Raw genomic sequence first — 26,679 nt, 5'->3', positions numbered from 1 at the left:
CCTCATCCGCAGGATGAGCGTTGTCCGCAGCGCTTGGTTCTCTCTGCGCCGTCTTGGAAGATTTCCCTCGGGGCGGTTAGCCGAAGGTCGGCAGGCGTATCGATATCCAGGTGGATACCTGGACCCTCCACGGCGGGCGCCGCGTGCTCACGGAGGAATTCAGGGGCACCGCTATCGCCATCGAGTCCCTGCAGCGCTGGCCAGAAATCTTGGCCAAACCACAGCGGATGTGCTGAGTAGCCTCGATAGCGGGGCTGCGCAATATTTGATCGATTTGCCTTGGCGCACAAGTATCCATGAGTCGTAGAGCCGATCCGGGGCATATCGCCGCGCAATACCGCCAGCGCCAGGGCCGCGACCTGCTCACAAGGCATGACGCGCCTTGCCGTGGTACACGCGCAGGACATCCGCCATGACCGCCAGGGCTATTTCCGCCGGCGCCTTGCTGCCCAGATCCAGACCGATGGGCATGTGCAGGCGCGCGATCTGCTCGTCGGACAGGCCGCCAACGCGCTTGAGCCGTTCGGCGCGCTTGGCCGAGGTGGCCTGCGAGCCCATGGCGCCAATGTAGAACGCCGGGGTGCGCACCGCTTCCATCAGCGCCAGGTCGTCGATACGCGGGTCGTGGGTCAACGCCACCACTGCGGTGGCGGCGTGGCAGCCTCCGGCGCCGATAAACAGCGAGGGCAGCACGCGCTGCATCTGCACGCCGTCGAGCACGATGTGCTCGACCTCCTCGCGGGGGTCGCAGGCGATCACCTCGCAGCCGATGGCGCGGGCAAAAGCGGCGCAGGCCTCGGCCACCGGGGAGAGCCCGGCGAGAATCAGGCGCAGCACCGGACCGACATGAATGCGCACCGTTTCATCGACGACTTGCACCCGTTCGCTACCCTGACCGGCGTCCGGATCCAGGCGCAGCGCACCACTGCCAAGGTCGACATGACGCACCAGGCGATGCTGACCGAGCAAGGCCGCCTGCAGGGCTTGCAGGTGCTCGATCCACTCGCCGCTGGGCGCGCGGTGTTCCACCAGCACCACCAGCACCCCACCGCAGGGCAAGCGCAGGCGCCGACTCTCCTCGGCGCTGTCGCCGTAGCGGACAATCTGCGCCGGCTCGCGCAGCTCGCCACGCGCCAGGCTGGCGAGGAATTCCTCCTCGACACAGCCGCCGGAGAGTGAACCGACATGCTCGCCGGCACCGCTGGCCACCAGCATCGCCCCCGGCGCACGCGGCGCCGAGCCATAGGTCGAGAGAACCGTACAGAACCACAGCGCACGACCGGCAAGGGCCCAGTCGAGCGCCTGGCTGACAACCTGTAGATCGAGATGGCGCATGCTTCCAGTACCTCGTAGAGCCGCTATCACCCGTGCCTTAACAGGGGAGGCAGCAGACGCGAAGTTGCCCGTTTCGCCCCTGTCCAGACATGCACGGGTGCGGGAAATCCCCGGTGACGCCTGCGTTTTGTCGTTGCAGCGTTTTATCAGCCGTCCGCCGGATGGTCAGGTTACGGCACGCAATGGCGCACGCCTTGCCAACCCGATGGAATATTGGTCTTTACGTCTGCCGATTTGCCTTTTCGTCTAAATAAGGGCTGATGGGCCAATAAAAAAGGCCCGCGAGAGCGGGCCAAGCCATCACCCGGGATACCGGGAAGGGCTCAAAACAAAGTCAGGCTGTAGCTGAGGATCAGCCGGTTCTCGTCGATGTCGGTGCGGTAGTTGGAGCGCGCGGTGACGTTGCGCACGCGCACGCCGAGGCCCTTGAGCGCGCCGCTCTGCACCACGTAGCCGATGTCCAGGTCGCGCTCCCAGTCCTTGCCCTCGTAGCGCGCACCGCCGCGGTTGGTGGCCTGGGCATCGACGTTGTCGCCGCGGATGTAGCGCACCCCGGCCACCAGGCCCGGCACGCCCATGGCGGCGAAGTCGTAGTCGTAACGCGCCTGCCAGGAACGCTCGTCGGCCGAGGCGAACTCGAATGTGGGCACCTCGTTGCCCAGCGGCGCGATGTTGGCGAACACCCGCGGGAAGGCGTCATCGCCGAACATCGCCTGGTAGCCGAGATAGAAGGTGTGGCCGCCGTGCTTGGCCGACAGCAGGGCAAACAGCGCTTGGTTGTCGATCTCACCGAGCAACTGCTTGCCGTCTTCGGCCGAGTCGTAGAAACCGAGGTTGGCGCCCAGGGTCCAGGCGCCGAGCGGCTCGCTGTGCTTGAGGCCGATGAAGCGCTGGTTGTAGATATCCTCCAACTCGCCGTACCAGGCGCTGGCGGTGGTGCGGCTGGCGTTGAAGGCGTAGTCAGCGCCGGCATAGTTGAAGGCGTCGCTGCTCGCCGCGCGCTGCGGCAGGTGGCCGAGGGTGGCCAGCATCTGGTCGTCGCCGGCCTCGTTGCGCAGGCTGGTGGAGTTGAGGTGGCCGGCCTGCAGGGTCAGCCCGGCCAGCTCGTTGGAAACCAGGCTGACGCCCTGGTAGCTGGGCGGCAGCAGGCGAATGTCCGAGTAGGTCAGCACCGGCAGGTTGGGCTGCAGCTCGCCGACCTTCAGCTCGGTCGCCGACAGCTTGACCTTCAAGGCGGCGCCCAGGCGGCTGTAATCATCGGCCGCCTTGCCGCTCTCGCGGGTCGGCAACAGGCCGGTGTTCACCCGATCCGGGCTGCTGTCGAGCTTGAGACCGAGCAGGCCGATGGCATCCACGCCGAAACCGACGGGGCCCGGGGTGTAGCCGGACTTGACGTTGAGGATGAAACCCTGCGCCCACTCCTCGGCCTTGGACTGCTGGTTCGGCCCGACTATGTCGGAGAAGTCGCGGCTGAAGTAGTAATTGCGTGCTTGCAGGGTTGCCGTGGCGTCCTTGAAAAAATCGCTGTCGGCCGCCAAAGCCTGGAACGGCAACCCCAGCAGCAAACCGGTGTAGACCAGGCAACGGGTGGCTTTGCATAGGCGAGTTAAGGTAAAGGTCATAGTTATACGCTCTCTTTCTTATTCGATTTTTAGGCAAAAGAGCTCCCACGGGCCTCGTGCCGGTCCATGTGTGGCAGTGGGAACTCTTGAGGGGGACAGCGTTTAAGACGTGCGCGCTGTGTCGTTACTGGCCGACGGCCAGGCCACTCTAGGCGGTCCGCTCACGGCGCAACTCGCCGAGCACCCAGGACACCGCCACGCCGATCACCAGCGCCCAGAACGGCGCGCTGATACCGAACAGGCTGAACTTGCTCATGGCCACCACCAGGGCGACGAATGCACCGATCTGGCAGCCGGTTTCTTTGTGGAAGGCCTGCTGCAACGAGCTGAGCAACACGCCGATCATCGCCAGGCCGGCGACCACCAGGATCAACTCACGCGGCAAGGCGAGGATGAAGGGCACGGCGACACCGGCGAATACGCCGAACAGGGCGAACAGCACGCCATTGACCAGGGTCGCCCCGTAGCGTTGACGCGGATCGTCGCCGGCCTGCTCGGAACTGCAGATCGCCGTCATCGGCCCGGCGATATTGGCGTTGTGCCCGCCCAACAGCCCGGCCAGCATGCCGCCCACGCCGCTCACCACGGTCATCTCATTGACCGGCGGCTTGTAGCCCTCGACCATCAGCACGCCGGTGGCCTGGGCATTCTCGGCACCGATCACCAGCGCCGCCAGCGGCACCGATATGGCGAAGAAGGTCGCCAGGGTGAACATGGGCGTGGTGAAAGTCGGCATGACGAAGGCGATATCCACATCCGCCGGTTTCAGCAGGCCCAGGGCCAAGGCCGCGGCGAAGCCCACCACCCCGGCAGCCAGCACCGGCGGCACCGCCTTGACGAAGCGCATGACCAGGAAGAAGGTCAGCGCCGCCAGACCGGCCATCAGCGGTACGCTGCCGACCGCCTCGACCGCGCCGACGCCGAAGCGGATCATCGCGCCGGCGATCATCGCCATGACGATGGGCATCGGCAGCCAGCGCATCAACTTGCCGATCAGCCCGCTCAAGCCGAGCAGCAGGACCAGCGCACCGCTCATGATGAAGGCGCCGACCGCCTGGCGAAAATCCAGACCGCCGAGTGCCGCGATCATGATCGCCGCGCCAGGAATCGAGTAAGCGCCGCAGATCGGCTGGCGGTAGCGCAGCGCCATGCCGATGCTGATCAGTCCGCCGAGCACGTAGATGGCGAATAGCCAGGCAACCGTCTGGCCATTGCTCAAATGGCCGGCTTCGGCGGCGCTGATGACGATCAGCGCCGGCCCGGAACAGCCGAACAGCGCGGCTACGACCCCGGCGCTGACCGACTTGAGGGTGAATGCCTCTCGCAGTGAATAGCCTGCTGAGACCTCGGAGGGTGATGCAAAAACCGTGTTCGCTTTATTGCCAGGCATGACCCGTTCTCCGCGATTGTTGTTGTACTGCGGTATGGCCGTTGTCTGCCGGGGCCTGCCGCAGGCAAGCCCCGACGGGAAGATCACTCGCCGCGGAATACCGCCGGGCGCTTGCTGTGGAACGCTTCGACGCCTTCCTTGAAGTCATGCGAGCTGCGCAGGCGGCTGTAGCAGTGGCCTTCCATCTCGATGGCCACGCTCAGCGGCGCGTCTTCGTTGTCGTTGATCAAGCGCTTGGCCGTGCGCTGGGCCAGCGGCGAGAAGCGCCGCAGTTCTTCGACCAGCGCGTCTACCGTGCTGTCCAGCTCGGCGTCCGCGACGCACTCGGTGGCGATGCCCCAGTCATAGGCCTGTTCGCCGCTGATGCGCTTGGCGCGCATGACCATGTGCTTGGTGCGGGCCACGCCGATGATCTTCTGCAGGCGCGCCGAACCGCCGGAGCCGGGGATCTGCCCGAGATTCTGCTCGGGCAATGCATAGCGAGTGGTCTCCGAGGCGATGCGGAAATCGCAGGCCAGCGACAGCTCGAAACCGACGCCGAAGGTGTAGCCACGGTTGGCGGCGATCACCGGCTTCTCGCAGCGCACCGGCGCGGCGACGTTCCAGGCCAGCTTGGAGACGTGCTCCGGCGAGGCCTCGAGGAAGCCCTTGATGTCGCCGCCGCTGGAGAAGTGCTCGCCCACCGCGCGCAGCACGATGACGCGCACCTGCGGATGCGCGTCAAGCGCTTCGAAGACCTGGCGCAGCTGGTCGCGCTGGGCCATGGAGATGACGTTCAACGGCGGGCGGTTGAGGATGATGTCGGCGCGCTCACGGGCCGCATCGACCTCGACCTGGAAGCCGTCGAACGGGGTTTCGAGAAATTGCTGGGTCGCTTGCAGTTGCATGATGGATGTCCTCGGGATAGTGAGCAGTCAGCCTTTTTGGGCCTGTTCCTGGTGCTGGGCCAGCAAGACGCGGCGCAGCACCTTGCCAACGGGGGATTTGGGAATTTCGTCGATGAACTGGTAACGCCGCGGCCGCTTGAACTTGGCCAGGCCGGAACTGATGCAGTGGGCATCCAGTTCGCTTTCGCTGACCTCGGCACGCCGCTTGATGAAGGCGGCGATGATCTTGCCCCACTGTTCGTCCGGCAGACCGACCACCACCACTTCCTCGACGGCGGGGTGCAGTGAGAGCACGTTCTCGATCTCCACCGGGCTGACGTTCTCGCCGCCGGTGATGATCAGGTCGTCCACCCGCCCGGTGACGAACAGGTCGCCGTCCTCATCGAAATAGCCGGTGTCGCCGGTGAAGTACCAGCCGTCGCGCAGCGCCTTGGCCGTGGCTTCGGGGCGGTTCAGGTAGCCTTCGAACGCCTCGTCGCTGGCCAGGTCGGCGACGATCTGGCCTTCTTCCATGGGCTTGCTTTGCACCTGTGCCGATTCGGCGTCGATCGGCACCACCCGCACCCGCTGGTTCAGCGCGCTGCGCCCCGAGGAGCCAGGCTTGCGGCTGGCCTGCTGGTCGATGGTGAAGGTATAGATCTCCGAGCTGCCGTAGTGGTTGACGAACAACTGCGGCTGGAACGCCTGCTCGACACGGCGCATCAGCCCGTCGCTCATGGGCGCGCCGGCGAAGCCGATTTTCTCCACGCTGGCGACCCGTTCGCGGGCGAAGGCCGGGTGCTCGATGAGCATGTGATAGAGGGTCGGCACCAGGTACAGGTTGCTGACCTGTTCCCGCTCGATGGCCTCCAGGGTGGCCTCGACGTCGAACTTCGGCACGCAGACGAAATGCCCGTCGATCAGCGCCATGGCCAGCAGCGAGCGCACCCCCATGGTGTGGTACAGCGGCATCACGCCGAGGGTGCACTCACCGTGGCGATAGAGGTTCTGCGCCACATGGGCGACCGCCGCGGCGCGTTCCGCGCTATGCCGGCGCGGTACGCCCTTGGGCTTGCTGGTGGTGCCGGAGGTATAGAGCAGCAGGGAGAAATCCTCGGGCGTGGCGCGCAGGATGGTCGCCGTCGGCGCCTCTGCGCAGAGTTCGGCGAAGCTCAGGTCGGCGTCCGCGGCGCGCTCACCCGCGGCGATCCGCGGCAGACCGTTCGCCGCCGCGCAGGCAGCGACCGCAGCCACGGTGGCGTCGTCGTAGGCCAATGCGCGGACCTGCGCATCCTCGATGCAGTAGGCCAACTCCTCGGCAGTCGAGCGCCAGTTCAGCGGGGTCATGACGATGCCGGCGAACTGGCAGGCCCAGTGCAGGGTCGCCATCTGCCAGCGGTTCTGCATGGCCACCAGCAGGCGATCACCTCTGCCCAGTCCGAGTGACGCGAGGCCGTGGGCGGCACACTGGATATCGGCTAACCACTGTTCGTAGGTTTTTTTCACTGTGCCGTCGCTGACCGCAGTGGCCAGCGGGCGGCGTTCCACGGCAGCGAGGAAGCTGCGTCCGAGATCGAACATTATTGTTTTACCTCTTCGTTCGTTTGGCGTTGGGCAGCCACTTCCAGCACCGCCTGGACGATGCCGGTGTAACCGGTGCAGCGGCACAGGTGCCCGGAAAGCATGTCGCGCACTTCGGCCTCGCTCGGGTCGGGCTGCCGCTCGAGGAAATCCACGCAGGACATGAGGATGCCCGCAGTGCAGAAACCGCACTGCAGGGCGTGATGACGGCGGAACGCCTGTTGCAGGTCGCTCAGCGTGTCGTCGTCGGCCAGCGCTTCGACTGTCTCGATACGCCGCTCGTGGGCCTGCACGGCGAGCATCAGGCAGGAGCGCACGGCGACGCCGTCCACCAGCACCGTGCAGGCGCCGCAGACGCCGTGCTCGCAGCCGACATGGACGCCGGTGGCGCCGAGGTCGTGGCGCAGGAAATCGCACAGCTGGGTACGCGGCTCGGCCAGGCCTTCGCGCGAGCGGCCATTGAGCTCGAGACGGACGGGAAAACGTTGTTCGGCGGTTGCGCGCATATTCAGACTCCTTCGATGAGCCGGTGACCCAGCTCGCGAATCAGTTGCCGGCGGTAGGCCGCGCTGGCGTGCACATCGTCCTGGGCGTCGAGTGACCAGGCGGTTTCGTTGAGCGCGTCGGCCAGCGGCGCGCCGCGCGGTAGGCTGCGCACCACCGGGCGATCGGCGACCCCACCGACGCCCAGGCGCACCTCGTCGGTGCCGACACAGGCGGCCAGCGAGACGATGGCGAAGTCGCCGTGGCGCATGGCGATTTCCCGGAAGCGGTAGCCGATGCCTTCGCGCTTGAGCGGGAAGCGCACCTCGACGAGCAGTTCGTCGGCACGTTTGTCGGTGGTGAGAATGCCCTGGAAGAACTCGGCGGCCTTAACCACGCGCTTGCCCTTCTTCGACTCCAGGACGATCTCGCCGCCTAGGGTCACCAGGCACAGCGGCAGCTCGGCGCTGGGGTCGGCGTGGGCCACCGAACCGCACACGGTGCCGCGGTTGCGGGTCTGGAAGTGGCCGATCCAGGGCATCGCCAGGGCCAGCAGTGGCACCTCGTCGAGCAGCGTCGGCCGCGCCAGCAGTTGCGCCTGGCGCACCGCGGCGCCAACCGCCAGGCAATCCTTGCGCGGCTCGATATAGTCCAGGTCGGCGACCTGGTTGATGTCGATCAGCAGCTTGGGCTGGGCCAGGCGCATGTTCAGCACCGCCATCAGCGATTGCCCGCCGGCAATGATGCGCGCCTCCGCGCCATACTCGGCGAGCAGCTCGAGCACCTGGCGACGGTTCTCGGCGCGGACGTAATCGAAGGCAGCCGGTTTCATTGCGCACCTCCCTTGCCGAACAGCCTGGCGAACAGCGCACGCAGACGGCTCCACCAGCCACCGGCGATCGCCTGGCCACTGACCCGCTGCGATAGGCGGGTGAAAATCTGTCCGATGATCACTTTCGAGGCCCCTTGCATCATGCGGCTGCCGACCGCGGCGACCTTGCCGCTGACGGCGACCTGGTATTGGTATTCCAGGCGCGTGTGACCGTTCTCCAAGGCGACGAAATGCACCCTGGCGTGGCCCTCGGCCGAGCCCATGGAGCTGGTGCCGGAGCCGGACAGGCGTAACGAATGCGGTGGGTCCAGCTCGCTCAAGGCGACCTTGGCCTCGAAGCGTGCGCGGATCATGCCGACGCCGACGGTGACGTCCGCGCGGTAGCGATTCTCGCCCTGCAGTTCGAGGGCATGGCAGCCGGGGATGATCGCCGCCAGGGTGGCCGGGTCGAGCAGGGTGTCGAACACCTGCTGTGGCGGCGCCGGGATCACCACCGCATCGTTGGCGCGCAGGGCCGAACCAGCGGCCGGCTCTGCGGCGAAACCGTCGTCCTGCTGCATGCCGGCCGGCCGCGGCGGCTCGTCGATGCCGATCAGCGTGCGCACCTTCGAGGGAGTCAGCGGCAGGCGGATGTCGGCGCGGCCGAGGGCATCGGCCACGGCGTTGGCGATGCATACCGGCGTGCTCATGTTGTTGCCCTCGCCGACGCCCTTGGCCCCCAGGGGGGTGAACGGCGAGGGTGTTTCCAGATGCAGGATCACCGGCTCGAGCACTTCCGGGGCAGTGGGCACCAGGTAGTCGGCGAAGGTTCCGGAGAGGAAGCTGCCGTCCTCGCCATAGGCGAACTCCTCCATCAGCGCCGCGCCAAGCCCCTGGGTAAAGCCGCCGCGGATCTGCCCGTCGACCAGTGCGGGATTGAGCAGGCGGCCGGCATCATGGCAGGTCACGTAGCGGTCGATATGAATTGCGCCGGTGACGCGGTCGATCTCCAGGCCACAGATGTCGAAGACGAAGCCGTAGCACAGCGAGCTGTTGATGAGATCGTCGTCGTCCGGCGCCATGAGCTGCGGCGGGCTCCAGAATGCGGTCTCGCGCAGGCCGCCCGGTTCGCCTTGCGGGAGCAGGCCCGGGGTCCAGTGGGTGGCGCCGGCGATGCGGTGAAAGGCTGCGGAAGGACCGCCGTCGGCGACGAAGATCTTGCCGCCTCCGAAGCGGATGTCTTCCGCCTTGGCTTGCAGTTGCGCGGCGGCGATCGCGGCGAGGCGATCGCGCACCTTCAGCGCGGCCTGGTAGACCACCCCGGCCACCGCGCCGGCGAAGCGACTGGAGTAGTTGCCCGAGGCGATCGACCAGGCATCCTTCTGGGTGTCCAGTTCGACGTTGACCACTATCGATTCCAGCGCCACACCGAGCACATCGGCGACTATCTGCGCCACCGCGGTCTGGTGCCCCTGGCCCTGGGGCGTCGAGGAGACGTGCACGCTGACGTCGCCGAGCGGGCCGATGTTGATGGTCGCCGTGCTCACCGCACCGTTCTTCGGCCCGGCCTTGCGCCGTTCCTCGGGCGTCATCGCGGCGGTGATGTAGCCCATGTTGGAGATCGACGGCTCGATCACCGCGGCATAGCCGATGCCGTACAGCCGACCTTCGCCGCGCGCCTGCTCGCGGCGGCGCAACAGTTCGTCGAGACCGCCGTCCCTGACCGCCAAATCGATGCCGGCCTGGTAATTGCCGGAATCCAGCAGGGCGCCGGCCGCGGCCCGGTAGGGGAAGGCGTCGGCCGGTACCAGGTTGCGGCGGATCACCTCGAGCGGATCGAGATCCAGCTGCACGGCGATATGCTGCAGCAGACGCTCCAGGGCGAAGTACACCTGCGGGCCGCCGAAGCCCCGGTTGAGGCCGGTGGGGGTCTTGTTGGTCAGCACCACGCGGTTGCGCACCAGCAGGTTGCGAATCGCATAGGCGCCCGTGAGGTTGCCGTGCATGCGATAGAAGGTGGCCGGCTCCGGTGCGCGCAGGTAGGCGCCGCAGTCGTCGATCTGGTCATAACGCAGGGCGGTGATGCGACCGTCGGCCTGCACCGCCGCCTCGATCTCGGTGACCCGATTGGTCGCGGAGGACGCGCCCTGCAGATGCTCGAGGCGGTCTTCGACCCATTTCACCGGGGCTCCGACCTTGCGTGCCGCCAGCCCCATCATCACCACGTAGGGGAACACGCCCTGTTTGATCCCGAAGCTGCCGCCGGAGTCTTTCGGCGTGCGCAGACGCAGGCGGTTGCTCGGCACGTTGAGCGCGCGGGCCATCACCGTGTGCAGCGCATAGGGGCCCTGGAAGTTGGCCAGCACATCGTAGATGCCGGTGGCGCGTTCGTACTGGGCAAGCACCACGTAGCATTCGATGGGGGTGCAGGAGCTGCGCGGAAAGCGCACCTTCAACGATACTCGGTGCGGCGCCTGCGCGAAGGCCTGTTCCGGTTCGCCGTAGCGGAAATGCCGCTCGTTGACCACGTTGCTGCCGACTGCCTCATGCAGCACCGGCGCCTGTTCGGTGGTGGCGGCTTCCGGGTCGATGATCGGCGGCAGCGGCTCATAGTCGACACGTACGCCTTCCAGGGCGTCTTCGGCCAGGTAACGGCTCTCGGCGATCACGACCGCCACTGGCTCGCCGACGTAGCGCACCTTGTCCACGGCGATGCACCAATGCTCCATCGGCTGACGCACGCCGACCGGGAATGGCAGGGCCCACCGCTTGACGTCCTCACCGATGAGTACGCCGTGCACGCCTTTCATCAGCAGCGCTTTGGAGAAGTCCACGGCGGTGATGCGTGCATGGGGATGGGGGGAACGGACGATGGCCGCGTGCAGGGTACCGGGCGCGGTGGCAGCATCGTCGGCATAGCAGCCCAGGCCACGCAGCAATGCAGCATCCTCGACACGGGTCTGACGAGCGCCGATATGGCCGCTGTGCTGGGTAACGGGGTCAGGCTGATATAGGTTCATCACTACTTCTCGCGTTTATCGCTGTGCGCGATTGACTCGTAGTGAAGAGTAGGGATCCCGGGCTGCCGGCCGCCTTGCCCGGGCCGATGAATATCTGCCCGGCCGTCCGCTGGCTTGCCTTTCAGTCTGACGGGGTGAGGACGGCGGCGTTCTTCCGGACGCGCTTTGGTATGGGCAATGCTGCTTGGGCCGCCTCGGTGGGTCGTCGAGCGTTCACCTGGATCACCTTGGTGTCCACCGGGATGGCGGACGGATCCGCAAGGGCGGTTCTGGTTGCAGCAGGCGCTGGACAGCTGCTCGTGGGCCGGTGCCGCTGCGAGCGGTCATCTTCGCAGTGACCACATCGCACCAGGGGCTGGGGGGTACGCCGATGGCAATCGGCATGGCGATTCAGTGGCAAGCCGCAGCGATACGGGATGGCGGCGGTGTTTCCTCTTGGGCCCGCTGACGGCCAGGCCGTCAGCGTTCGCCCCAGTGTGTCAGACGATGGTCAAGGTGACGTCGATGTTGCCGCGGGTGGCATTGGAGTAGGGGCAGACGATGTGCGCGCGGTCCACCAGGGTTTGCGCCGCTTCGCGGTCCAGGCCCGGCAGGCTGATGCGCAGCTCCACCTCGATGCCGAAGCCGGTGGGGATCGGGCCGATGCCCACGGTGCCTTCGATAAAGGAGTCGGCCGGGATGCTCAGCTTGTCGCGGGCGGCGACGAACTTCAGGGCGCCGAGGAAGCAGGCCGAATAGCCGGCGGCGAACAGTTGTTCCGGGTTGGTGCCGTTGCCGCCGGCGCCACCGAGTTCCTTCGGCGTGGTCAGGGCGATGTCCAGTACGCCGTCGGAGGAGACGGCGCGGCCTTCACGGCCGCCGAAGGCTTCAGCGGTAGCACGGTAGAGAACGTTTTCGATGGTCATGGCGGTATTCCTCTTGAGATGCGATGGGGGGTGCGTAGGTATTCGTCGATCAGCCTTCGTGGCTGACCAGCCATTCGGGGTACAGGCCCTTGCCGTTCTGGCTGGCTTGACCATTGTCGGCCAGAACCGGGGCGGAAAGAATCAGCGTGGCGGTCAGTGCGATCAGGGTTTTCATCGGTTTCTCCAGGACTTCGGTGGGTAGCGGGTGGAGACGACTGCGAAGTCTCCGTGGAATGTTTCGCGCTAATGTTTTGTGCGCAAGTCATTTCCATGGAGCGAACTGTAGTCCTCATATATTTTGCGCGCAAGATAAATTTTTGAGTATTTCGCTATAACCCTGGAACTTCAGAGCATAAGCAGGCGTGACGGGGGATAGAGCCGATGGAAGTGCTCGGGTGGGGGCGTGCGGACCTCGACTGGACCTTGAGGTGGCGGCCGCTCAATCGCTGCCGGTGCGATGGGCGGCATGAGCGCCTGGTTTAGAGCGATTGCTGCAGGTGGCTGCGCAGTTCCACCAGATCCGCTTTGAGCGAGGCGAGCTTCTCCAGGCTCAGGCCGGAGGCCTTGAGGATGCAAGCCGGCAGCGCCTTGGCCTGCTCGTGCAGGGCGCGGCCCCGGTCGGTGAGGTAGAGCTGCACCACGCGTTCGTCCTGGCTGCTGCGTACCCGCTGCAGCAGGCCCTCGCTTTCCAGGCGCTTGAGCAGGGGGGTGAGCGAGCCGGGGTCGGTGAGCATGCGTGCGCTGATCTCGCCGACGGTGATGCCGTCGTTCTCCCACAGCACCAGCATGGCCAGGTATTGCGGGTAGGTCAGTCCCAGTGCCTGCAGCAGCGGCTTGTAGGTCTTGGTCATCAGCAGCGAGGTGGAATAGAGGGCGAAACACAGCTGGTTGTCCAGCAGCAGCTCGGCGCAGGGCTGCACTTGGGTGGTCATGGCGGTGGCCTGTGAGGGGGAAGTGTGCTTAAAACTAGCGCGCCAATGATCTTTGCGCCAGAGGAAGGTGCGGGCGTCACCCGCACCTCGACTAGGCTAGCCGCAGGATACGCGGGTGATGACGCGCTGGTCGTCGACGTTGAGATTGAGGCGCTGGCCGTTGTATTCCAGGGTCACCACGCTGCCGGGGGTGAGCACGCGGGCGGTGCTGGCGCCGGCCTGCTGGCGGGCCTGTTCGAGCAGTTCGGGGGTGGCCACCTGGCCCTGCAGGTGTTCCACTGCCGAGGAGGTGCAGCCCTGGCTGGGGTCGGCGGGCTTGGCCGGCGGTTTGTCGGTGGTGCTGCAGCCGGCGGCGAGCAGGGCGGTGGCGAGAATCAGGCTGAAACGGGTTTTGAGAGTCAACGCTGTGGGCTCCTTTTCCATGGGGATTATTGCGCGCCTTCGAGGCGCGCCAGACGTTCTTCGAGGGCGGCGATGCGCGCTTCCAGTTCGACCAGGCGTTCGTCGTTAGGTGCCGAGGTCTCGCTACGCGAACTGGGGCGGCTGGCCAGCAGGCTTTCCAGGTCGGCCGGCTCGCCCAGCAGGTGCATATAGCGATCCTCGCGCTGGCCGCTCTGTCGCGGCAGCAGCACCACCAGGCCGCGGCCGATCAGGCGCTCCAGCTGGTGCTGGACTTCGGCGACGTCGTCGAAGTCGTGCATGCGGTTGCTGCGTGTCAGCAGTTCGCTCAGGGTCTGCGGGCCGCGCAGCAGCAGCAGGCCGAGCAGCACGGTCTGCGGCTTGACCAGCTCCAGCTGCTTGTCGCAGCGCTGCTCCCAGCGGTCGGCGCGGCTGCCCATGACCAGGCGCACCAGCTCGCGGCCTTCCAGGCTGCGCAGGTAACGGCCGACTTCGCCGGTCTCCAGGTTCATCAGCGGCTCGCGGCTGGTCTTCTGGTTGCAGGCCAGTTGCAGGGCATTGAGGGTCAGCGGGTAGCTTTCCGGGGTGGTCAGCTGCTTTTCGATCAGGCAGCCGAGCAGGCGCACTTCGATGGCGTGCAACGGGCTGTCGCCGACCAGGGGGGAAGGGGTATGGGACATGGGGGGATCCTGCCGCGGGGAAATAGCCTCTAGCCTAGCGGTATCCGCCCTCAGCCGACAGGCTCCAGTGTGCCTTGCAGCAGATTCAGGCTGGCGTCCAGCACCTGCTGGCGGGCTTCGCCGCCGGCCAGCATGCGCGCCAGCAGCACGGCGCCGAGGCATTGGGCGAGGATGGCCCAGGCCAGTTGCGGGTCGTCCAAGATCTCGGCCCAGGCCTGCTGCAGTTGCACTATCCAGTCCTCGACGCGTTGGCGTACGGCCAGGTCGGCGCGGGCGATCTCGGCGCCGAGGGCGGGCAGGGCGCAGCCCTGCTGCGGCTGCTCGACGTGGGCCAGGCTGAGGTAGGCGGCCAGGCAGCGCTTGAGTTTGTCGCGCCCGCCATCGCCGGCGCCGAGGCGGGCCAGGCTGTTGCTCAGCTCGCGTTCGAGCAGCGCGGCGAACAGCGCGTCCTTGGAGTCGAAATGGCTGTAGAAGGCCGCGCCGCTGAGGCCGATGGCCTTCATCAGGGCGTCCACGCCGGTGGTGGCGAAGCCGCCCTGCTTGGCGATGGCGCCGCTGCTGGCGAGCAGTTTCTCGCGGGTTTCGGCCTTGTGTTCGGCGGAGTAGCGCATGGTTCTCTCCGGAAGGATGTCGCTTGACCTGGCGCGAAGCCTAGCATAACGTCCGTTCACCTAACGACCGTTTAGTTAGCGAGGTAGGCCATGAGTGACGTACACAACAAGAAAGTCGCACTGGTTATCGGCGCCGGCGATGCCACCGGCGGCGCCATCGCCCGGCGTTTCGCCCGCGAAGGCTATGTCGCCTGCGTCACCCGGCGCAGCCTGGACAAGTTGCAGCCGCTGCTCGAGCAGATTCGCGCCGAGGGCGGCGAGGCCCATGGCTTCGCCTCCGATGCGCGCCAGGAAGAGCAGGTGGCCGAACTGGTCGAGCACATCGAACGGGAGATCGGCCCGATCGAGGCGATGGTCTTCAACATCGGCGCCAACGTGCCCTGCAGCATCCTCGAGGAGACCGCGCGCAAGTACTTCAAGATCTGGGAAATGGCCTGCTTCGCCGGGTTCCTCACCAGCCAGGCGGTGGCCAAGCGCATGGTCGCCCGCGGCCGCGGCACCATCCTGTTCACCGGCGCCACCGCCGGTCTGCGCGGCGCCGCCGGGTTCGCCGCCTTCGCCGGCGCCAAGCACGGCGTCCGCGCCCTGGCGCAGAGCATGGCGCGCGAGCTGGGGCCGCTGAACGTGCATGTCGCCCATGTGGTGGTGGACGGCGCGATCGACACCGCCTTTATCCGCGACAGCTTCCCCGAGCTCTATGCCAAGAAGGACCAGGACGGCATCCTCGATCCCGAGCATATCGCCGACAGCTACTGGTACCTGCACAGCCAGCCGCGCGACGCCTGGACCTTCGAGCTGGACCTGCGGCCCTGGATCGAGCGCTGGTAATTGCCCCATAACCACAAGCGAGTGACCGCCATGAGCAAGAGCGTGGAATTCTTCTTCGACCTGGGTAGCCCGGCCTCCTACCTGGCCCATACCCAACTGCCCGCCATCTGCCGCGACAGCCGCGCCGCGCTGGTCTACCGGCCGATGCTGCTGGGCGGCGTGTTCCAGGCCACCGGCAACGCCTCGCCGGCGCTGATCCCTGCCAAGGGCCGCTACATGCTGCGCGACCTGGCGCGCTTCGCCGAGCGCTACGGCGTGGCGATGCGCTTCAACCCGCATTTCCCGCTCAATACCCTGAGCCTGATGCGCCTGGTCGTCGCCATCCAGCTGTATCAGCCCGAGCGCTTGGCGGCGGGCCTGCAGGCGCTGTTCCAGGCCATCTGGGTGGATGGCCTGAATCTCGGCGATCCGGCGAAGGTGGCCGAGGTACTGACCGCGGCCGGCTTCGACGCCGAGGCGCTGCAGGCGCAGATCGCCGAACAAGAGGTGAAGGACGCGCTCAAGGCGACCACCGAGGAGGCGGTCAAGCGCGGCGTGTTCGGCGCGCCGACCTGCTTCGTCGGCGGCGAGATGTTCTTCGGCCAGGATCGCCTGGATTTCGTGCGCGAGGCGCTCGCGCGCTGAGGCTCTGGCACAATGGCCGGCGTTACCGCCGATCATTGTGCGAGACCCCGATGAACCCCGAAGCGCTGAAACTCCTGGTGACCCGCCGCATGCCCTACGGCAAGTACAAGGATCGGCTGATCGTCGACCTGCCCGGGCACTACCTCAACTGGTTCGCCCGCGCCGGCTTTCCCAAGGGCGAGCTGGGCCAGCTGCTGGCGCTGATGCAGGAGATCGACCACAACGGCCTCAAGCCGCTGCTCGATCCGCTGCGGCGGGATGCATAGCCCGGATGCCACCGGGGAAAGCCTTGCGCTCTGCCGCGGATTTCATCCGGGCTACGGGCTGCGGTGCACCCAGGGTCAATGCCAGCTGCGGCCGTGGTCGAGCTTCTGGTCCACCAGCCATTTGCCGTGGGCGATGGAGGCGCGCTGCGCCTTATTCAGGTCGTCCATGAAGGCATAGTCCACCGGCAGGGTCTGGCGCTTGCTGGTGTGGCCGTCGGGGTCGGTGATCTGGCAGCCGCCGGCCCAGGGCGTGGGCAGGCCTGGGTGTTCCATCACCGTGGCGCGAATGATGTGGTCGCGGTGGGTGCAGGTCATGGTGCTCATGGGCTTATCCTCATGGCGAGGCGCCGCCCCGGGCGTCGACGCTGGCCCGAGGGTTCCAGCCGGGGGCCGGAATCGGCGCCGCGTGGATGAGTGTTGCGTCGGTTTCCCCACCATAGCCCAGATGGCGCAGCGCCGGGCGTTACCCGACAAAACGCACGGGACCGGCATGGGCCGGCCCCGTGGTGGCGCTTTTACTCGGTCGCCTCGCGCACCTTGCCTGCCCCCTTGGGCTTGGGGGCGAAGCGCGCGGCCAGGCGCATCGAGACGGTCACCAGGCGCTGGTACAGCGCCGGCATGCTGCGCTGCATCCAGTCCAGCACATGAGCGTCGGCGCCGATCAGGATGCGCCGCTTGTTGGCCAGCACGCCGCCCACTATGACCTTGGCCGCCTGTTCCGGCGTGGTGCGCAGCAACTGATCGTTGAACTGCTGGCGCGCCTGCTCGGCGGCTTGCCCTGTGACCTTGGCCAGGCTGTCGTTCATCCGCGCGGTCTTGGCGATATTGGTGCGAATGCCGCCGGGGTGCACGCAGCTGGCGGACACGCCGCAAGCGTCCATGTCCAGCTCCTGGCGCAGGGATTCGGTGAAACCGCGCACGGCGAACTTGCTGGCGTTGTAGGCGCTCATGCCGGGCTGGGAGAACAGGCCGAAGACGCTGGAGACGTTGACCACATGGCCGGCGCCGCTCGCCTTGAGATGGGGCAGGAAGGCCTTGGTGCCGTTGACCACGCCCCAGAAGTTGATGTTCATGATCCACTCGTAGTCGGCGTAATCGTTGCCTTCCACGGTGCCGCCCTGCGCCACGCCGGCGTTGTTGAAGATGGCATTGACCCGGCCGAACTCGGCCATCACCTGCTCGGCCCAGGCCTGCATGGCGGCGCGGTCGGCAACGTCGACCCGCTGCTGGCTGACGGTGACGCCAAGCTTGCGCGCCTGCTCCGCGGTTTCGTGCAGACCCTCGAGATTGACGTCGGACAGCGCCAGGTGGCAGCCCTGGCGGGCCAGGTGGTAGGCGAGGGCGCGGCCGATGCCGGAGCCGGCGCCGGTGATGGCGGCTACTTTGTTTTCGAAGGATTTCATGCGCTGACCTCCTGCACGTCGAGGATGAGGGCGTTGCTCTGCGCCGGGTGCACGGCGTCCTTGCGGCTGAAGTGGTAGGCCGCCGAGTCGAAGTGGCGCGTCAGCATGCGAAAGCGCCAGGTGAAACCGGGCCATACCGTGCAGTTGCGCCCGCTGACGGGGTGCAGGTACCAGCTCATGCAGCCGCCGGCGTTCCACACCGTGCCGCCGAGGGTGCCCTGGATCCTCCGGTTGAAGGCGTCCTGCGCCTCGCGCTTGGGTTCCAGGCTCTGCAGGCGGCCGTCCTCGACCTGCTTGAGGGCGCCGAGCACGTAGGCGATCTGCGACTCGATCATATAGACCATGGAGTTGTGGCCCAGCCCGGTGTTCGGCCCCATGAGGAAGAACAGGTTGGGGAAACCGGCGGTCATGGTGCCCTTGTAGGCTTCCGGGCCCATCGGCCAGGTGTCGAGCAGGTCGACGCCGCCGCGGCCGAACACCGTGCCGCGCGGCAGCGGGTCGCTGGGGGTGAAGCCGGTGCCGAAGATGATGGCGTCGACCTCGCGCTCCTGGCCATCGGCGGTGCGCACGCCGTGCGGCAGGATTTCGGCGATGCCGTCGGTGATCACCGCGACGTTCGGCTGCACCAGCGCCGGGTAGTAGTCGTTGGAGATCAGCACGCGCTTGCAGCCCATGGTGTAGTCCGGGGTGACCTTGGCGCGCAGCACCGGGTCCTTGATCTGCCTGTTGATGTACAGCTTGGCGATGCCCTGGGCCAGGCGCAGCAGGCGCGGGGCGAAGGCGAAGGCGATCACCCGGCTTTCGAGGATGCCGTACAGGGCGCCGCGCCAGAGCTTCTGCGCCAGCGGGAAACGCCGGAAGCGGGCGCGCTCGCCGTCGCGAATGGCGCGGTCGGGCTTGGGCATGATCCAGGGCGCGGTGCGCTGATAAAGGTCGAGGCGCTCGACCTGCTTCTGGATCTGCGGCACGAACTGGATGGCCGAGGCGCCGGTGCCGATCACCGCCACGCGTTTGCCGGTGAGGTCGTAGTCGTGGTTCCACTGCTGCGAGTGAAAGACCTCGCCGGTGAAGTGCTCCAGGCCCTTGAGCTTGGGAATCGACGGCGTCGACAGCGCACCCATGCCGGAGACCACGAACTGCGCGCTGTAACGGTTGCCGGCGCGGTCCTGCAGGTGCCACAGCTCGGCCTGCTCGTCCCAGCGGATCTGCACCACCTCGGTGCCGAGCAGGGTCTTGTCCTGCAGACGGTACTTCTCCCAGCAGCCTTCCAGGTATTGCTTGATCTCCGGCTGCTTGGCGAACATCCGCGTCCAGTTCGGATTGGGCTCGAAGGAGAAGGAATACAGGTGCGATTGCACGTCGCAGCCGCAGCCCGGGTAGTTGTTGACCCGCCAGGTGCCGCCGACGCCCGCCTCTTTCTCGAACAGGAGGAAATCCTGCTCGCCCTGTTGCTTGAGGCGTATCGCCATGCCGAGGCCGGAGAAGCCGCTGCCGAGGATGGCGATCTTGCACTGGCGGGCAGCGGTAGGGGGTGACACGGGCGCATTCATGGGCGAACTCCTGCTTGTCGTTCTTGTTGAGGTCTACAGCTGTATACCTGGGTAGACAGATGTATACTCGCGGCGCGCCAGCGGACCAACAAGCCAACTTTCGGTAGGGGTGAGGATGCACAGCGACGAAACGCAGCTACGCGACAAGGCCGGCGAAGCGCCCGGCAAGCGCCTGCTGATGGAGGCGGCGTTACGTCTCACCTCAACCAGCCGCAGCCTCAGCGGCCTGGGCCTGCGCGAGCTGGCGCGCGAGGCCGGGCTCAACCCCAATACCTTCTACCGGCATTTTCGTGACGTCGACGATCTCGGCCTGAGCGTGATCGGCGAGATCACCCAGCTGCTGCGCCAGCCATTGCGCGACCTGCGCCGCGAGGCCGCGCAGCGCGCGGTCAAGGACGAGGGGCCGGTGCTGCCCAAGCTGCTGGGCATCGACCTCGGCCGCGGTCGGCGCGTCTGTCACGAGACGGTGCAGCTGTTCTTCGACTTCGTCGCCGAGCACCCCGAGGCCTTCATCATCGGCGTGCGCGAACTGCACGGCGCTTCGCCAGTGCTGCGCGAGGCACTGCGCCAGGTGATGGACGATTTCGCCGACGATATGGCCGAGGACATCCTCGAGTTCAAGCTGCTGCCGGGTATCGTCAGCGCGGCAGCGGTGCGCCAGGTGTCCGGACTGATAAGCCGCAGCCTGTTCGAGCAGTCGCTGGACTATATCGGCCAGCCGCAGCGGCGTGAGGCGATCCGCGCGCTGGCCGAGGAGCAGATCGTCATGCTGTTCACCGGCGCCAGCGTGCTGCAGAGCCTGGGGCAGCTGCGTCTGGGCTGAGGGTCGTCCGAGGCGCTTGGCCAGGAGCGGATTTATCCGCGAATTTCGCGGCTCAAGCCGCTCCCACAGTGCCTGCTCCGGGGCGCACAGGCGAATGAAAAAGGGCGGCCAGGGCCGCCCGAAGGGACATCAGTTGGCGAAGCCGAGGCGCTGGCGCCAGCGGCTTTCCAGTTGCGCGGTGTCGTGATCCTTGGGGTGGAAGCCGGGGCGGTAGTAGTCCAGGTAGGGGCCGATCAGCTTGGTGAAGAAGCCGTTGCGCGGGCCGAACAGCGTCTTCAGGCCGAAACCCCAGCTGCGCCAATTGAACAGCTGGCCGTCCTTGCGCAGCAGGTGCACCTGGAACCAGCCGATCACGCCGAGGAAGATCAGGGTGGTCAGCATCATCACCAGGGTGCGGGTGAAATAGCCGCCGTAGACCTTCTGGTACACGTCGTAGCAGACCGCCTTGTGCTCGTTCTCCTCGATGGCGTGCCACATCCACAGCTGGTACAGCTTGGGGTCGTTCATCTGGGTGGTGAGGTCTTCGCGCTTGAGCAGCTGCTCGGCCATGGTCGCGGTGAAGTGCTCCAGGGCGCAGGTGGCGGCCAGACGCTGCTTCTTGGTGCTGACCTTGGTGACCCACTCCAGCAGCACCTTGATGCGCAGCTCCAGGCGCTCCAGGTCGATATCGTGCTCATTGGCGTAGTCGTTGTAGGCCGCGTGCTCCTTGGAGTGCATGGCCTCCTGGCCGATGAAGGCGCTGATGTCCTTCTTCAGCTGCGGTTCGCTGACCTGGTCGCGCACCGCCCGCACGCTGTCGACGAAGAACTTCTCGCCATAGGGGAACAGCGACGACAGGTTGTTCATGAACTGGCTCATGAAGGGATCGTCGTAGAACCAGTACTTGGGCGTCTCGGAGAAGCTGAAGTCCATGCGGCGAACCGGGAAGCTGGATTTCGGCTGGGGCAGGGTGGCGCTGGCGCTCATCGTTCGAGTCCTCTTCTGGGGAGCCGGTGCTCCCGGTTGTTGTGCGGCTCTGGGCGACACGAGCAATCGTGTCATTGAACGATGTAACTATCGGGCGCAGGCGCGCCGGACGCCGCCAACTTAAGGCGGGTCGTGTCGGACAGGCGCGAGGGACTGAAGGGGCCAGGGCGGGGCAATCCGCCCTGGTCGAGGTGAGCGCGGGGTTAGCGGCTCTGGCGGCGCAGCTCGGCGATTTCGCTGCGCAGCGCCCTGAGCTCGTCGAGGATGGCCTGCTCGCGGGCCTCCGCGGCCTGTTCCTCGGCGCTGGGCTCGTGGCTGCTCTGCATGGCGTTGACGATCACCGCGATGAACAGGTTGAGCATCATGAAGGTGGCGATGAGGATGTAGGGCACGAAGAACAGCCAGGCCAGCGGATAGGCCTCCATCACCGGACGCACGATGCCCATCGACCAGCTCTCCAGGGTCATCACCTGGAACAGGGTGTAGAGGCTGGCGCCGATGTTACCGAACCACTCGGGGAAGCTCTGGCCGAACAGCTGGGTGGCCATTACCGCGGCGACGTAGAAGATCAGTCCCATCAGCATGACGATGCTGCCCATGCCCGGCAGCGAGGCGAGCAGCGCCTGCACCACCTTGCGCATGCTCGGGTTGATCGAGATCAGGCGCAGCACGCGCAACACGCGCAGGGCGCGCAGCACGGCGAAGGGGCCGCTGGCCGGTACCAGGGCGATGCCCACCACCAGGCAGTCGAACACCGCCCAGGGATCGCGCAGCAGGCCGGGGCCGCGGGCGGCGAAGCGCAGCGCCAGCTCGATGACGAAGCAGGCGAGGATGATGGCGTCCAGGGTCAGCAGCGGCCGGCCCCAGTCGGCCATGATCGCCGGCGAGGTCTGCAGGCCGAGAATGGCGGCGTTGATCACGATCAGCAGGGTGACCAGGCGCTGCACGGCCAGGCCGTCCATCAGCTGGCCCAGGCGCTGGCGCCAGTCGGCGGGGGATTGCTTCAGTTCGAGTTCGTTCATGATTACTTCAGTGGATATCGGTGGTCCGGATGCCATCCGGGATGGGGCGCACGCCTTTCCCGGATGCCATCCGGGCTACGCGCGGCAACTGCTCAACGATCGTCGAGGGCGAAGGCGGTCAGGCAGAAGGTGGGGATGCCGATGTCCTGCAGCTTCTGCGAGCCGCCCAGTTCCGGCAGGTCGATGATCGCCGCGGCTTCATGGATGCTGGCGCCCATGCGTCGCACCAGCTTGGTGGCGGCCAGCAGGGTGCCGCCGGTGGCGATCAGGTCATCGAAGATCAGCACCGAGTCGCCCTCGCAGAGGCTGTCGGCATGCACCTCGAGGAAGGCTTCGCCGTATTCGGTCTGGTAGCCCTCGCTGAGCACGTCGGCCGGCAGCTTGCCCTGCTTGCGGAACAGCACCAGCGGCTTGTTCAGTTCGTAGGCGATGATCGAGCCGATCAGGAAGCCGCGCGCGTCCATGGCGCCGATATGGCTGAACTCGGCCTCCACGTAACGCTGGATGAAACTGTCGGCGACCATGCGCAGGGCGCGCGGCGACTGGAACAGCGGGGTGATGTCGCGGAAGATCACCCCCGGCTTGGGAAAGTCCGGCACCGGGCGGATCAGGGTCTTGATGCTGAATTCGTCGAAAATCATCGCGGGTTCCTGAAAGGCGCTGCGCCCACGACTCGCGGGCGAGCTCAGACGTCGAGGTTGCCGCCGGCCAGGGCGCACAGCTCGATGGGGTCGAGAATGTGCACTTCCTTGCCTTCGGCTTCGAGCAGCTTGTTCTGTTGGAAGCGGGTAAATACGCGAGACACCGTCTCCACCGCAAGGCCCAAATAGTTACCAATTTCGTTGCGCGACATGGCCAGGCGGAACTGGTTGGCGGAGAAGCCGCGGGCACGGAAACGCGCGGAGAGGTTGACCAGGAAGGTGGCGATGCGTTCGTCGGCGGTCTTCTTCGACAGCAACAGCATCATCTGCTGATCGTCGCGGATCTCCCGGCTCATGACGCGCATCAGCTGGCGGCGCAGCTGCGGCAGCTGCAGGGCCAGGTCGTCGAGGCGCTCGAAGGGGATCTCGCACACCGAGGTGGTCTCCAGCGCCTGGGCCGAGACCGGGTAGCGCTCGCCGTCGACGCCGGACAGGCCGACCAGTTCGCTGGGCAGGTGGAAACCGGTGATCTGCTCCTCGCCGGCGTCGCTCAGGCTGAAGGTCTTCAGTGCGCCGGAGCGCACGGCGAACACCGAGCCGAAGGCGTCGCCCTGGCGGAACAGGAATTCGCCCTTCTTCAGCGGGCGGCCGCGCTTGACGATCTCGTCCAGCGCGTCCATGTCTTCCAGGTTCAGCGAGATCGGCAGGCACAGGCTGGCCAGGCTGCAATCCTTGCAATGGGCTTGATGCTGCGCACGCAGCTTGATGCTCTCGGACATCGTTGGGCTTCCCGGGTAAACACGCAATGTTCGTAAGGGTACAGCAGGGGGCGGATGCCGGCCAGTCGTAGCAAGGTCTGACCATCCGCTCAAGTTCGTCGCCAGGCGGCCGACCCAGACAGTGGAACCTTAGTTCAACGCAGGGAGCAGCGCGATGCGCATCGAATCCGGCGCTCCGCTGGCCAATCTGGTCCGCGGCGTGCAGCGACAAAATAGCGCAGGCGAGCGCAGTCCCGAGGAGGTGCGCGAGGGCCTGCGCATCAGTCTCTCCGAGCTGGGCAGGAGCCTGTCGGCCAAGGCCGGCAAGAACCAGGACATCGACGACAGCGGGCTGCCCGACAGCATCAAGCAGCTGCTGAAGATGATCCGCGAGCTGAAGGCGCAGATCGCCGAGAAGCAGGCGCAGATCGAGGCGATCATGAGCGATCAGAGCCTCGATGCGGAAACCAAGCGCCAGCAGCTTGAAGGGCTGCAGACCGAGCTGGCGTCGCTCAACAGCGCCTTGACGGCGGCCAATGCCAACCTGATCAAGCTGATGCGCGACAACGGCCTCAGCGACGAGCAGATGATGACCGCCGCCAGCCTGGCGATGGCCTAGCCCTGATCGCCGGCAAGCCGGCTGCTAACCGGTCAGATCACCCGCGAGAAGCGCTGGCGCACCTGGTCGTTGAGGTAGCGGTCGAACAGCATGCACAGCGAACGTACCAGCAGGCGGCCGGCGGGCAACACTTCGAGGCGTTCGGCGTCGAGTCGGATCAGGCCGTCGCGGGCCAGCTGCTGCAGCTCGGGCCAGAGCGCGGCGAAGTAGTCGCGAAAGACCAGGCCGTGGGCCTGCTCGATGGCGGCGAAATCCAGCTGGAAATGACAGATCAGCTGCTGGATCACCGCGCGGCGCACGCGGTCGTCGGCGTTGCAGTGCAGGCCGCGGCGGGTGGCCAGTTGGCCGTTGCCGAGGCTCTGCTGGTAGCTGGCGATGTCGCTGTCGTTCTGGCTGTAGAGGTCGCCGATCTGGCTGATGGCCGACACCCCCAGGCCGATCAGGTCGCAATGACCGTGGGTGGTGTAGCCCTGGAAGTTGCGCTGCAGGGTGCCTTCCTCCTGGGCCACGGCCAGCTCGTCGTCGGGCAGGGCGAAGTGGTCCATGCCGATGTAGCGATACCCGGCGCGGGTCAGCTGCTCGATGCTGGCCTGCAGCATCTCCAGTTTCTGCGCCGGGCTGGGCAGGTCGTCGGCGCTGATGCGCCGCTGCGGCATGAAGCGCTCGGGTAGATGGGCGTAGTTGAACAGCGACAGGCGATCCGGCTGCAGGGCGATCACCTCGGCGACGGTACGGGCGAAGCGCTCGGGATTCTGCTTGGGCAGGCCGTAGATCAGGTCGATGTTCACCGAGCGGAACTGCAGGGTGCGCGCCGCCTCGACTATGGCGCGGGTCTCCTCCAGGGTCTGCAGGCGGTTGACCGCGCGCTGCACCTCGGGGTCGAGGTCCTGCACGCCGAGGCTGACGCGGTTGAAGCCCAGCTCGCGCAGCAGGCCCATGGTCGACCAGTCGGCCTCGCGCGGGTCGATCTCGATGCTGTAGTCGCCGGAGTCGTCGTCCAGCAGGTGGAAGTGCTGGCGCAGGTGCTGCATCAGCCGGCGCAGTTCGTCGTGATTGAGGAAGGTCGGGGTGCCGCCGCCGAAGTGCAGCTGCTCGATCACCTGGCCCCGGTCCAGGTAGCGGCTGATGATCTCGATCTCGCGTTCGAGCTTCTCCAGATAGGGCAGGGCGCGGCCGCGGTCCTTGGTGATCACCTTGTTGCAGGCGCAGTAGTAGCAGATGTGCGCGCAGAACGGGATGTGCAGGTACAGCGACAGCGGGCGCTTGCCCTTGCGGCTGTCGCGCAGGGCGTGCAGCAGGTCGAAGGGGCCGATGTCGTCGTGGAACTGCACGGCGGTCGGATAGGAGGTGTAGCGCGGGCCGGCCAGATCGTAGCGGCGGATCAGGTCGGCGTCCCACTGGATGGCGTCGAGCATGGAAAAAATCCTGGAAAGGCAGTGGGGCCAGTCTAGGGAGTGCGGCGGCGGCGGCTGTTGATCTGAGTCAGGTCGCCGTGTGTTCGCCTGGCGCGCGCGTTACATGTCCCGGCGCGTCTGTAGGTTGGCGCTGAGCGTAGCGAAGCCCAACGGGGGGGCGGCGGCGTTGGGCTTCGTCGCGTCGCTCCTCAACCCAACCTACTGCGTAACAGATCGTTGGATATGGGCGTCTCAGTGCCCCATCAGCCAGTGCTGGTGCGGGCCGGGCAGGGTCCAGAGGCCGAACAGGATGACCAGCAGGCCGCCGGCCATGCGAATGCCGCGCTGGCGCAGCAGGGCGGTGACGCGTTCGGCGGCGAGGCCAGTGGCCAGCAGCACCGGCCAGGTGCCCAGGCCGAAGGCCAGCATCAGCACGGCGCTGTCGACCGCGTTGCCCTGGCTGGAGGCCCACAGCAGGGTACTGTAGACCAGCCCGCAGGGCAGCCAGCCCCACAGCCCGCCCAGCACCAGGGCGCGCGGCAGGCTGGTGACCGGCATAAAGCGCCGGGTCAGCGGTTGAATGTGGCGCCACAGGCCGCGGCCGAGCGCCTCGATACGGGTCAGGCCGCTCCACCAGCCGGCCAGGTACAGGCCCATGGCGATCAGCAGCAGGGCCGCCAGGGTGCGCATCACCACTTCGCCGGCGCTGCCGGCAATGGCCCAGCCGGCCAGACCGAGGAGCAGGCCGGCGGCGGCATAACTGAGGATGCGGCCGAGGTTGTAGGCCAGCAGCAGGCGCAGGCGGCGGCCGCGCTGCTCGGCCGGGATGGCCAGGGTCAGCGCGCCCATCAGGCCGCCGCACATGCCCAGGCAGTGGCCGCCGCCGAGCAGGCCGAGAATCAGCGCCGACACCAGCAGCGGCGCCAGCTCAAGCATCGGGCTTGTCCTGCTTGTTCTGGCTTTCGGCCTGCTCGACGCCGGCCTTGTGCAGCGGGTCTTCGTCGTCGAACAGGATGCTGTGCGCCGGGCCGTCGAGGTCGTCATACTGGCCGCTGTCCACCGCCCAGAAGAACAGCCAGATGGCGAAACCGACCAGGGCGATGGCCACGGGGATCAGGATATAGAGGGCGGACATGCGGTCTCCATGGTG

30 protein-coding genes are annotated in these 26,679 nt (G+C 66.5%); 5 read left to right on the top strand and 25 right to left on the bottom strand.

Features of this window, described 5'->3' with window-relative positions; genetic code table 11:
- Window positions 1-2: 2 nt before the first annotated feature.
- The 15 genes from ACIGFL_RS11885 to ACIGFL_RS11815 form a co-directional block, all read right to left on the bottom strand.
- Window positions 3-374 carry an NTP transferase domain-containing protein gene (locus ACIGFL_RS11885; protein WP_397497320.1) on the bottom strand — a complete coding sequence of 124 codons (372 nt, stop codon included), beginning with the start codon at window positions 372-374 and terminating at the stop codon, window positions 3-5.
- Window positions 364-1,335 (bottom strand): XdhC family protein, encoded by a 972-nt coding sequence (locus ACIGFL_RS11880; RefSeq protein WP_397497319.1) that lies wholly within the window; start codon window positions 1,333-1,335, stop codon window positions 364-366. The genes ACIGFL_RS11885 and ACIGFL_RS11880 overlap by 11 nt, the downstream gene beginning before the upstream one ends.
- Window positions 1,336-1,658: 323 nt before the next feature.
- A complete protein-coding gene (locus tag ACIGFL_RS11875) occupies window positions 1,659-2,957 on the bottom strand; it encodes an OprD family porin (protein WP_397497318.1) in 1,299 nt (432 codons plus the stop codon).
- Window positions 2,958-3,105: 148 nt separating this feature from the next.
- The gene (locus ACIGFL_RS11870; protein ID WP_397497317.1) at window positions 3,106-4,347 is read right to left on the bottom strand and encodes a benzoate/H(+) symporter BenE family transporter; all 1,242 of its coding nucleotides are present in this window, start codon (window positions 4,345-4,347) and stop codon (window positions 3,106-3,108) included.
- An 83-nt stretch (window positions 4,348-4,430) separates the two neighbouring features.
- Window positions 4,431-5,234 carry an enoyl-CoA hydratase/isomerase family protein gene (locus ACIGFL_RS11865; protein WP_021445636.1) on the bottom strand — a complete coding sequence of 268 codons (804 nt, stop codon included), beginning with the start codon at window positions 5,232-5,234 and terminating at the stop codon, window positions 4,431-4,433.
- Between the two features lie 27 nt (window positions 5,235-5,261).
- Window positions 5,262-6,794 (bottom strand): AMP-binding protein, encoded by a 1,533-nt coding sequence (locus ACIGFL_RS11860; RefSeq protein WP_397497316.1) that lies wholly within the window; start codon window positions 6,792-6,794, stop codon window positions 5,262-5,264.
- The gene (locus ACIGFL_RS11855) at window positions 6,794-7,300 is read right to left on the bottom strand and encodes a (2Fe-2S)-binding protein (protein WP_021445634.1); all 507 of its coding nucleotides are present in this window, start codon (window positions 7,298-7,300) and stop codon (window positions 6,794-6,796) included. Before ACIGFL_RS11855 ends, ACIGFL_RS11860 begins: the two co-directional genes overlap by 1 nt.
- A gap of 2 nt (window positions 7,301-7,302) precedes the next feature.
- Entirely contained in the window at window positions 7,303-8,109 is an 807-nt protein-coding gene (locus tag ACIGFL_RS11850; RefSeq protein WP_397497315.1) for an FAD binding domain-containing protein, read from the bottom strand.
- Window positions 8,106-11,108: a molybdopterin cofactor-binding domain-containing protein gene (locus ACIGFL_RS11845; RefSeq protein WP_397497314.1), complete on the bottom strand. Its 3,003-nt coding sequence runs from the start codon at window positions 11,106-11,108 to the stop codon at window positions 8,106-8,108. The genes ACIGFL_RS11850 and ACIGFL_RS11845 overlap by 4 nt, the downstream gene beginning before the upstream one ends.
- A 479-nt stretch (window positions 11,109-11,587) precedes the next feature.
- Window positions 11,588-12,013 (bottom strand): organic hydroperoxide resistance protein, encoded by a 426-nt coding sequence (locus ACIGFL_RS11840; RefSeq protein ID WP_021445631.1) that lies wholly within the window; start codon window positions 12,011-12,013, stop codon window positions 11,588-11,590.
- A 49-nt stretch (window positions 12,014-12,062) separates the two neighbouring features.
- Window positions 12,063-12,188 (bottom strand): hypothetical protein, encoded by a 126-nt coding sequence (locus tag ACIGFL_RS11835; RefSeq protein WP_021445630.1) that lies wholly within the window; start codon window positions 12,186-12,188, stop codon window positions 12,063-12,065.
- Window positions 12,189-12,492: 304 nt separating this feature from the next.
- Complete coding sequence (locus ACIGFL_RS11830; RefSeq protein WP_021445629.1) at window positions 12,493-12,945, bottom strand: MarR family winged helix-turn-helix transcriptional regulator; 453 nt, start codon at window positions 12,943-12,945, stop codon at window positions 12,493-12,495.
- Window positions 12,946-13,041: 96 nt separating this feature from the next.
- Window positions 13,042-13,347, bottom strand: coding sequence for an I78 family peptidase inhibitor (locus tag ACIGFL_RS11825; RefSeq protein WP_397497313.1), 306 nt, complete (start codon window positions 13,345-13,347; stop codon window positions 13,042-13,044).
- A gap of 26 nt (window positions 13,348-13,373) precedes the next feature.
- Window positions 13,374-14,024, bottom strand: a complete 651-nt coding sequence (locus tag ACIGFL_RS11820; protein ID WP_021445627.1) for a YceH family protein — start codon at window positions 14,022-14,024, stop codon at window positions 13,374-13,376.
- A 50-nt stretch (window positions 14,025-14,074) separates the two neighbouring features.
- Window positions 14,075-14,635, bottom strand: a complete 561-nt coding sequence (locus ACIGFL_RS11815) for a TetR/AcrR family transcriptional regulator (protein WP_021445626.1) — start codon at window positions 14,633-14,635, stop codon at window positions 14,075-14,077.
- A 90-nt stretch (window positions 14,636-14,725) separates the two neighbouring features.
- Between ACIGFL_RS11815 and ACIGFL_RS11810 the strand changes: the two genes are divergently transcribed.
- From ACIGFL_RS11810 to ACIGFL_RS11800, 3 genes are read left to right on the top strand one after another with little or no spacing between them, the layout of a single operon-like run.
- Window positions 14,726-15,463, top strand: coding sequence for an SDR family oxidoreductase (locus ACIGFL_RS11810; protein WP_397497312.1), 738 nt, complete (start codon window positions 14,726-14,728; stop codon window positions 15,461-15,463).
- 30 nt (window positions 15,464-15,493) lie between these two features.
- The gene (locus ACIGFL_RS11805; RefSeq protein ID WP_397497311.1) at window positions 15,494-16,087 is read left to right on the top strand and encodes a 2-hydroxychromene-2-carboxylate isomerase; all 594 of its coding nucleotides are present in this window, start codon (window positions 15,494-15,496) and stop codon (window positions 16,085-16,087) included.
- Between the two features lie 50 nt (window positions 16,088-16,137).
- A complete protein-coding gene (locus ACIGFL_RS11800) occupies window positions 16,138-16,353 on the top strand; it encodes a DUF3820 family protein (RefSeq protein ID WP_397497310.1) in 216 nt (71 codons plus the stop codon).
- A gap of 75 nt (window positions 16,354-16,428) precedes the next feature.
- On the opposite strand, the gene ACIGFL_RS11795 is transcribed toward ACIGFL_RS11800, so the two are convergent.
- The 3 genes from ACIGFL_RS11795 to ACIGFL_RS11785 all read right to left on the bottom strand — a co-directional run bounded on the left by ACIGFL_RS11795 (window position 16,429) and on the right by ACIGFL_RS11785 (window position 19,306).
- Window positions 16,429-16,677 (bottom strand): hypothetical protein, encoded by a 249-nt coding sequence (locus ACIGFL_RS11795; protein ID WP_021442875.1) that lies wholly within the window; start codon window positions 16,675-16,677, stop codon window positions 16,429-16,431.
- A gap of 191 nt (window positions 16,678-16,868) precedes the next feature.
- Window positions 16,869-17,756, bottom strand: coding sequence for an SDR family NAD(P)-dependent oxidoreductase (locus ACIGFL_RS11790; protein ID WP_397497309.1), 888 nt, complete (start codon window positions 17,754-17,756; stop codon window positions 16,869-16,871).
- Window positions 17,753-19,306: a flavin-containing monooxygenase gene (locus tag ACIGFL_RS11785; RefSeq protein WP_397497308.1), complete on the bottom strand. Its 1,554-nt coding sequence runs from the start codon at window positions 19,304-19,306 to the stop codon at window positions 17,753-17,755. Before ACIGFL_RS11785 ends, ACIGFL_RS11790 begins: the two co-directional genes overlap by 4 nt.
- Window positions 19,307-19,421: 115 nt before the next feature.
- Between ACIGFL_RS11785 and ACIGFL_RS11780 the strand changes: the two genes are divergently transcribed.
- Window positions 19,422-20,129 (top strand): TetR family transcriptional regulator, encoded by a 708-nt coding sequence (locus ACIGFL_RS11780; RefSeq protein WP_397497307.1) that lies wholly within the window; start codon window positions 19,422-19,424, stop codon window positions 20,127-20,129.
- A 129-nt stretch (window positions 20,130-20,258) separates the two neighbouring features.
- Here ACIGFL_RS11780 and ACIGFL_RS11775 read toward each other — a convergent pair whose 3' ends face one another.
- From ACIGFL_RS11775 to fnr, 4 genes are all read right to left on the bottom strand, one after another.
- The gene (locus ACIGFL_RS11775) at window positions 20,259-21,095 is read right to left on the bottom strand and encodes a metal-dependent hydrolase (protein WP_021442871.1); all 837 of its coding nucleotides are present in this window, start codon (window positions 21,093-21,095) and stop codon (window positions 20,259-20,261) included.
- A gap of 203 nt (window positions 21,096-21,298) precedes the next feature.
- Window positions 21,299-22,117: an ion transporter gene (locus ACIGFL_RS11770; protein WP_397497306.1), complete on the bottom strand. Its 819-nt coding sequence runs from the start codon at window positions 22,115-22,117 to the stop codon at window positions 21,299-21,301.
- 92 nt (window positions 22,118-22,209) lie between these two features.
- On the bottom strand, window positions 22,210-22,758 hold the full coding sequence (locus ACIGFL_RS11765; RefSeq protein WP_397497305.1) for an adenine phosphoribosyltransferase: 549 nt from the start codon (window positions 22,756-22,758) through the stop codon (window positions 22,210-22,212).
- A gap of 44 nt (window positions 22,759-22,802) precedes the next feature.
- Complete coding sequence (gene fnr / locus ACIGFL_RS11760) at window positions 22,803-23,537, bottom strand: fumarate/nitrate reduction transcriptional regulator Fnr (RefSeq protein ID WP_021442868.1); 735 nt, start codon at window positions 23,535-23,537, stop codon at window positions 22,803-22,805.
- A 154-nt stretch (window positions 23,538-23,691) separates the two neighbouring features.
- Here fnr and ACIGFL_RS11755 point away from each other — a divergent pair, with 154 nt between their 5' ends.
- Window positions 23,692-24,135: a hypothetical protein gene (locus tag ACIGFL_RS11755; protein ID WP_397497304.1), complete on the top strand. Its 444-nt coding sequence runs from the start codon at window positions 23,692-23,694 to the stop codon at window positions 24,133-24,135.
- A 32-nt stretch (window positions 24,136-24,167) separates the two neighbouring features.
- Here ACIGFL_RS11755 and hemN read toward each other — a convergent pair whose 3' ends face one another.
- From hemN to ccoS, 3 genes are all read right to left on the bottom strand, one after another.
- Window positions 24,168-25,550: an oxygen-independent coproporphyrinogen III oxidase gene (hemN, locus tag ACIGFL_RS11750; RefSeq protein ID WP_397497303.1), complete on the bottom strand. Its 1,383-nt coding sequence runs from the start codon at window positions 25,548-25,550 to the stop codon at window positions 24,168-24,170.
- Window positions 25,551-25,781: 231 nt separating this feature from the next.
- Entirely contained in the window at window positions 25,782-26,465 is a 684-nt protein-coding gene (locus tag ACIGFL_RS11745) for a sulfite exporter TauE/SafE family protein (RefSeq protein WP_122107697.1), read from the bottom strand.
- Complete coding sequence (ccoS, locus tag ACIGFL_RS11740; protein ID WP_021442864.1) at window positions 26,458-26,664, bottom strand: cbb3-type cytochrome oxidase assembly protein CcoS; 207 nt, start codon at window positions 26,662-26,664, stop codon at window positions 26,458-26,460. Before ccoS ends, ACIGFL_RS11745 begins: the two co-directional genes overlap by 8 nt.
- Window positions 26,665-26,679: the final 15 nt, after the last annotated feature.

This window comes from Pseudomonas sp. NPDC077649, from assembly GCF_044542855.1.
Taxonomy (GTDB): domain Bacteria; phylum Pseudomonadota; class Gammaproteobacteria; order Pseudomonadales; family Pseudomonadaceae; genus Aquipseudomonas.
The sequence above is the reverse complement of the archived record's forward strand: the minus strand, read 5'-3'. Positions and strand labels throughout refer to the sequence as shown.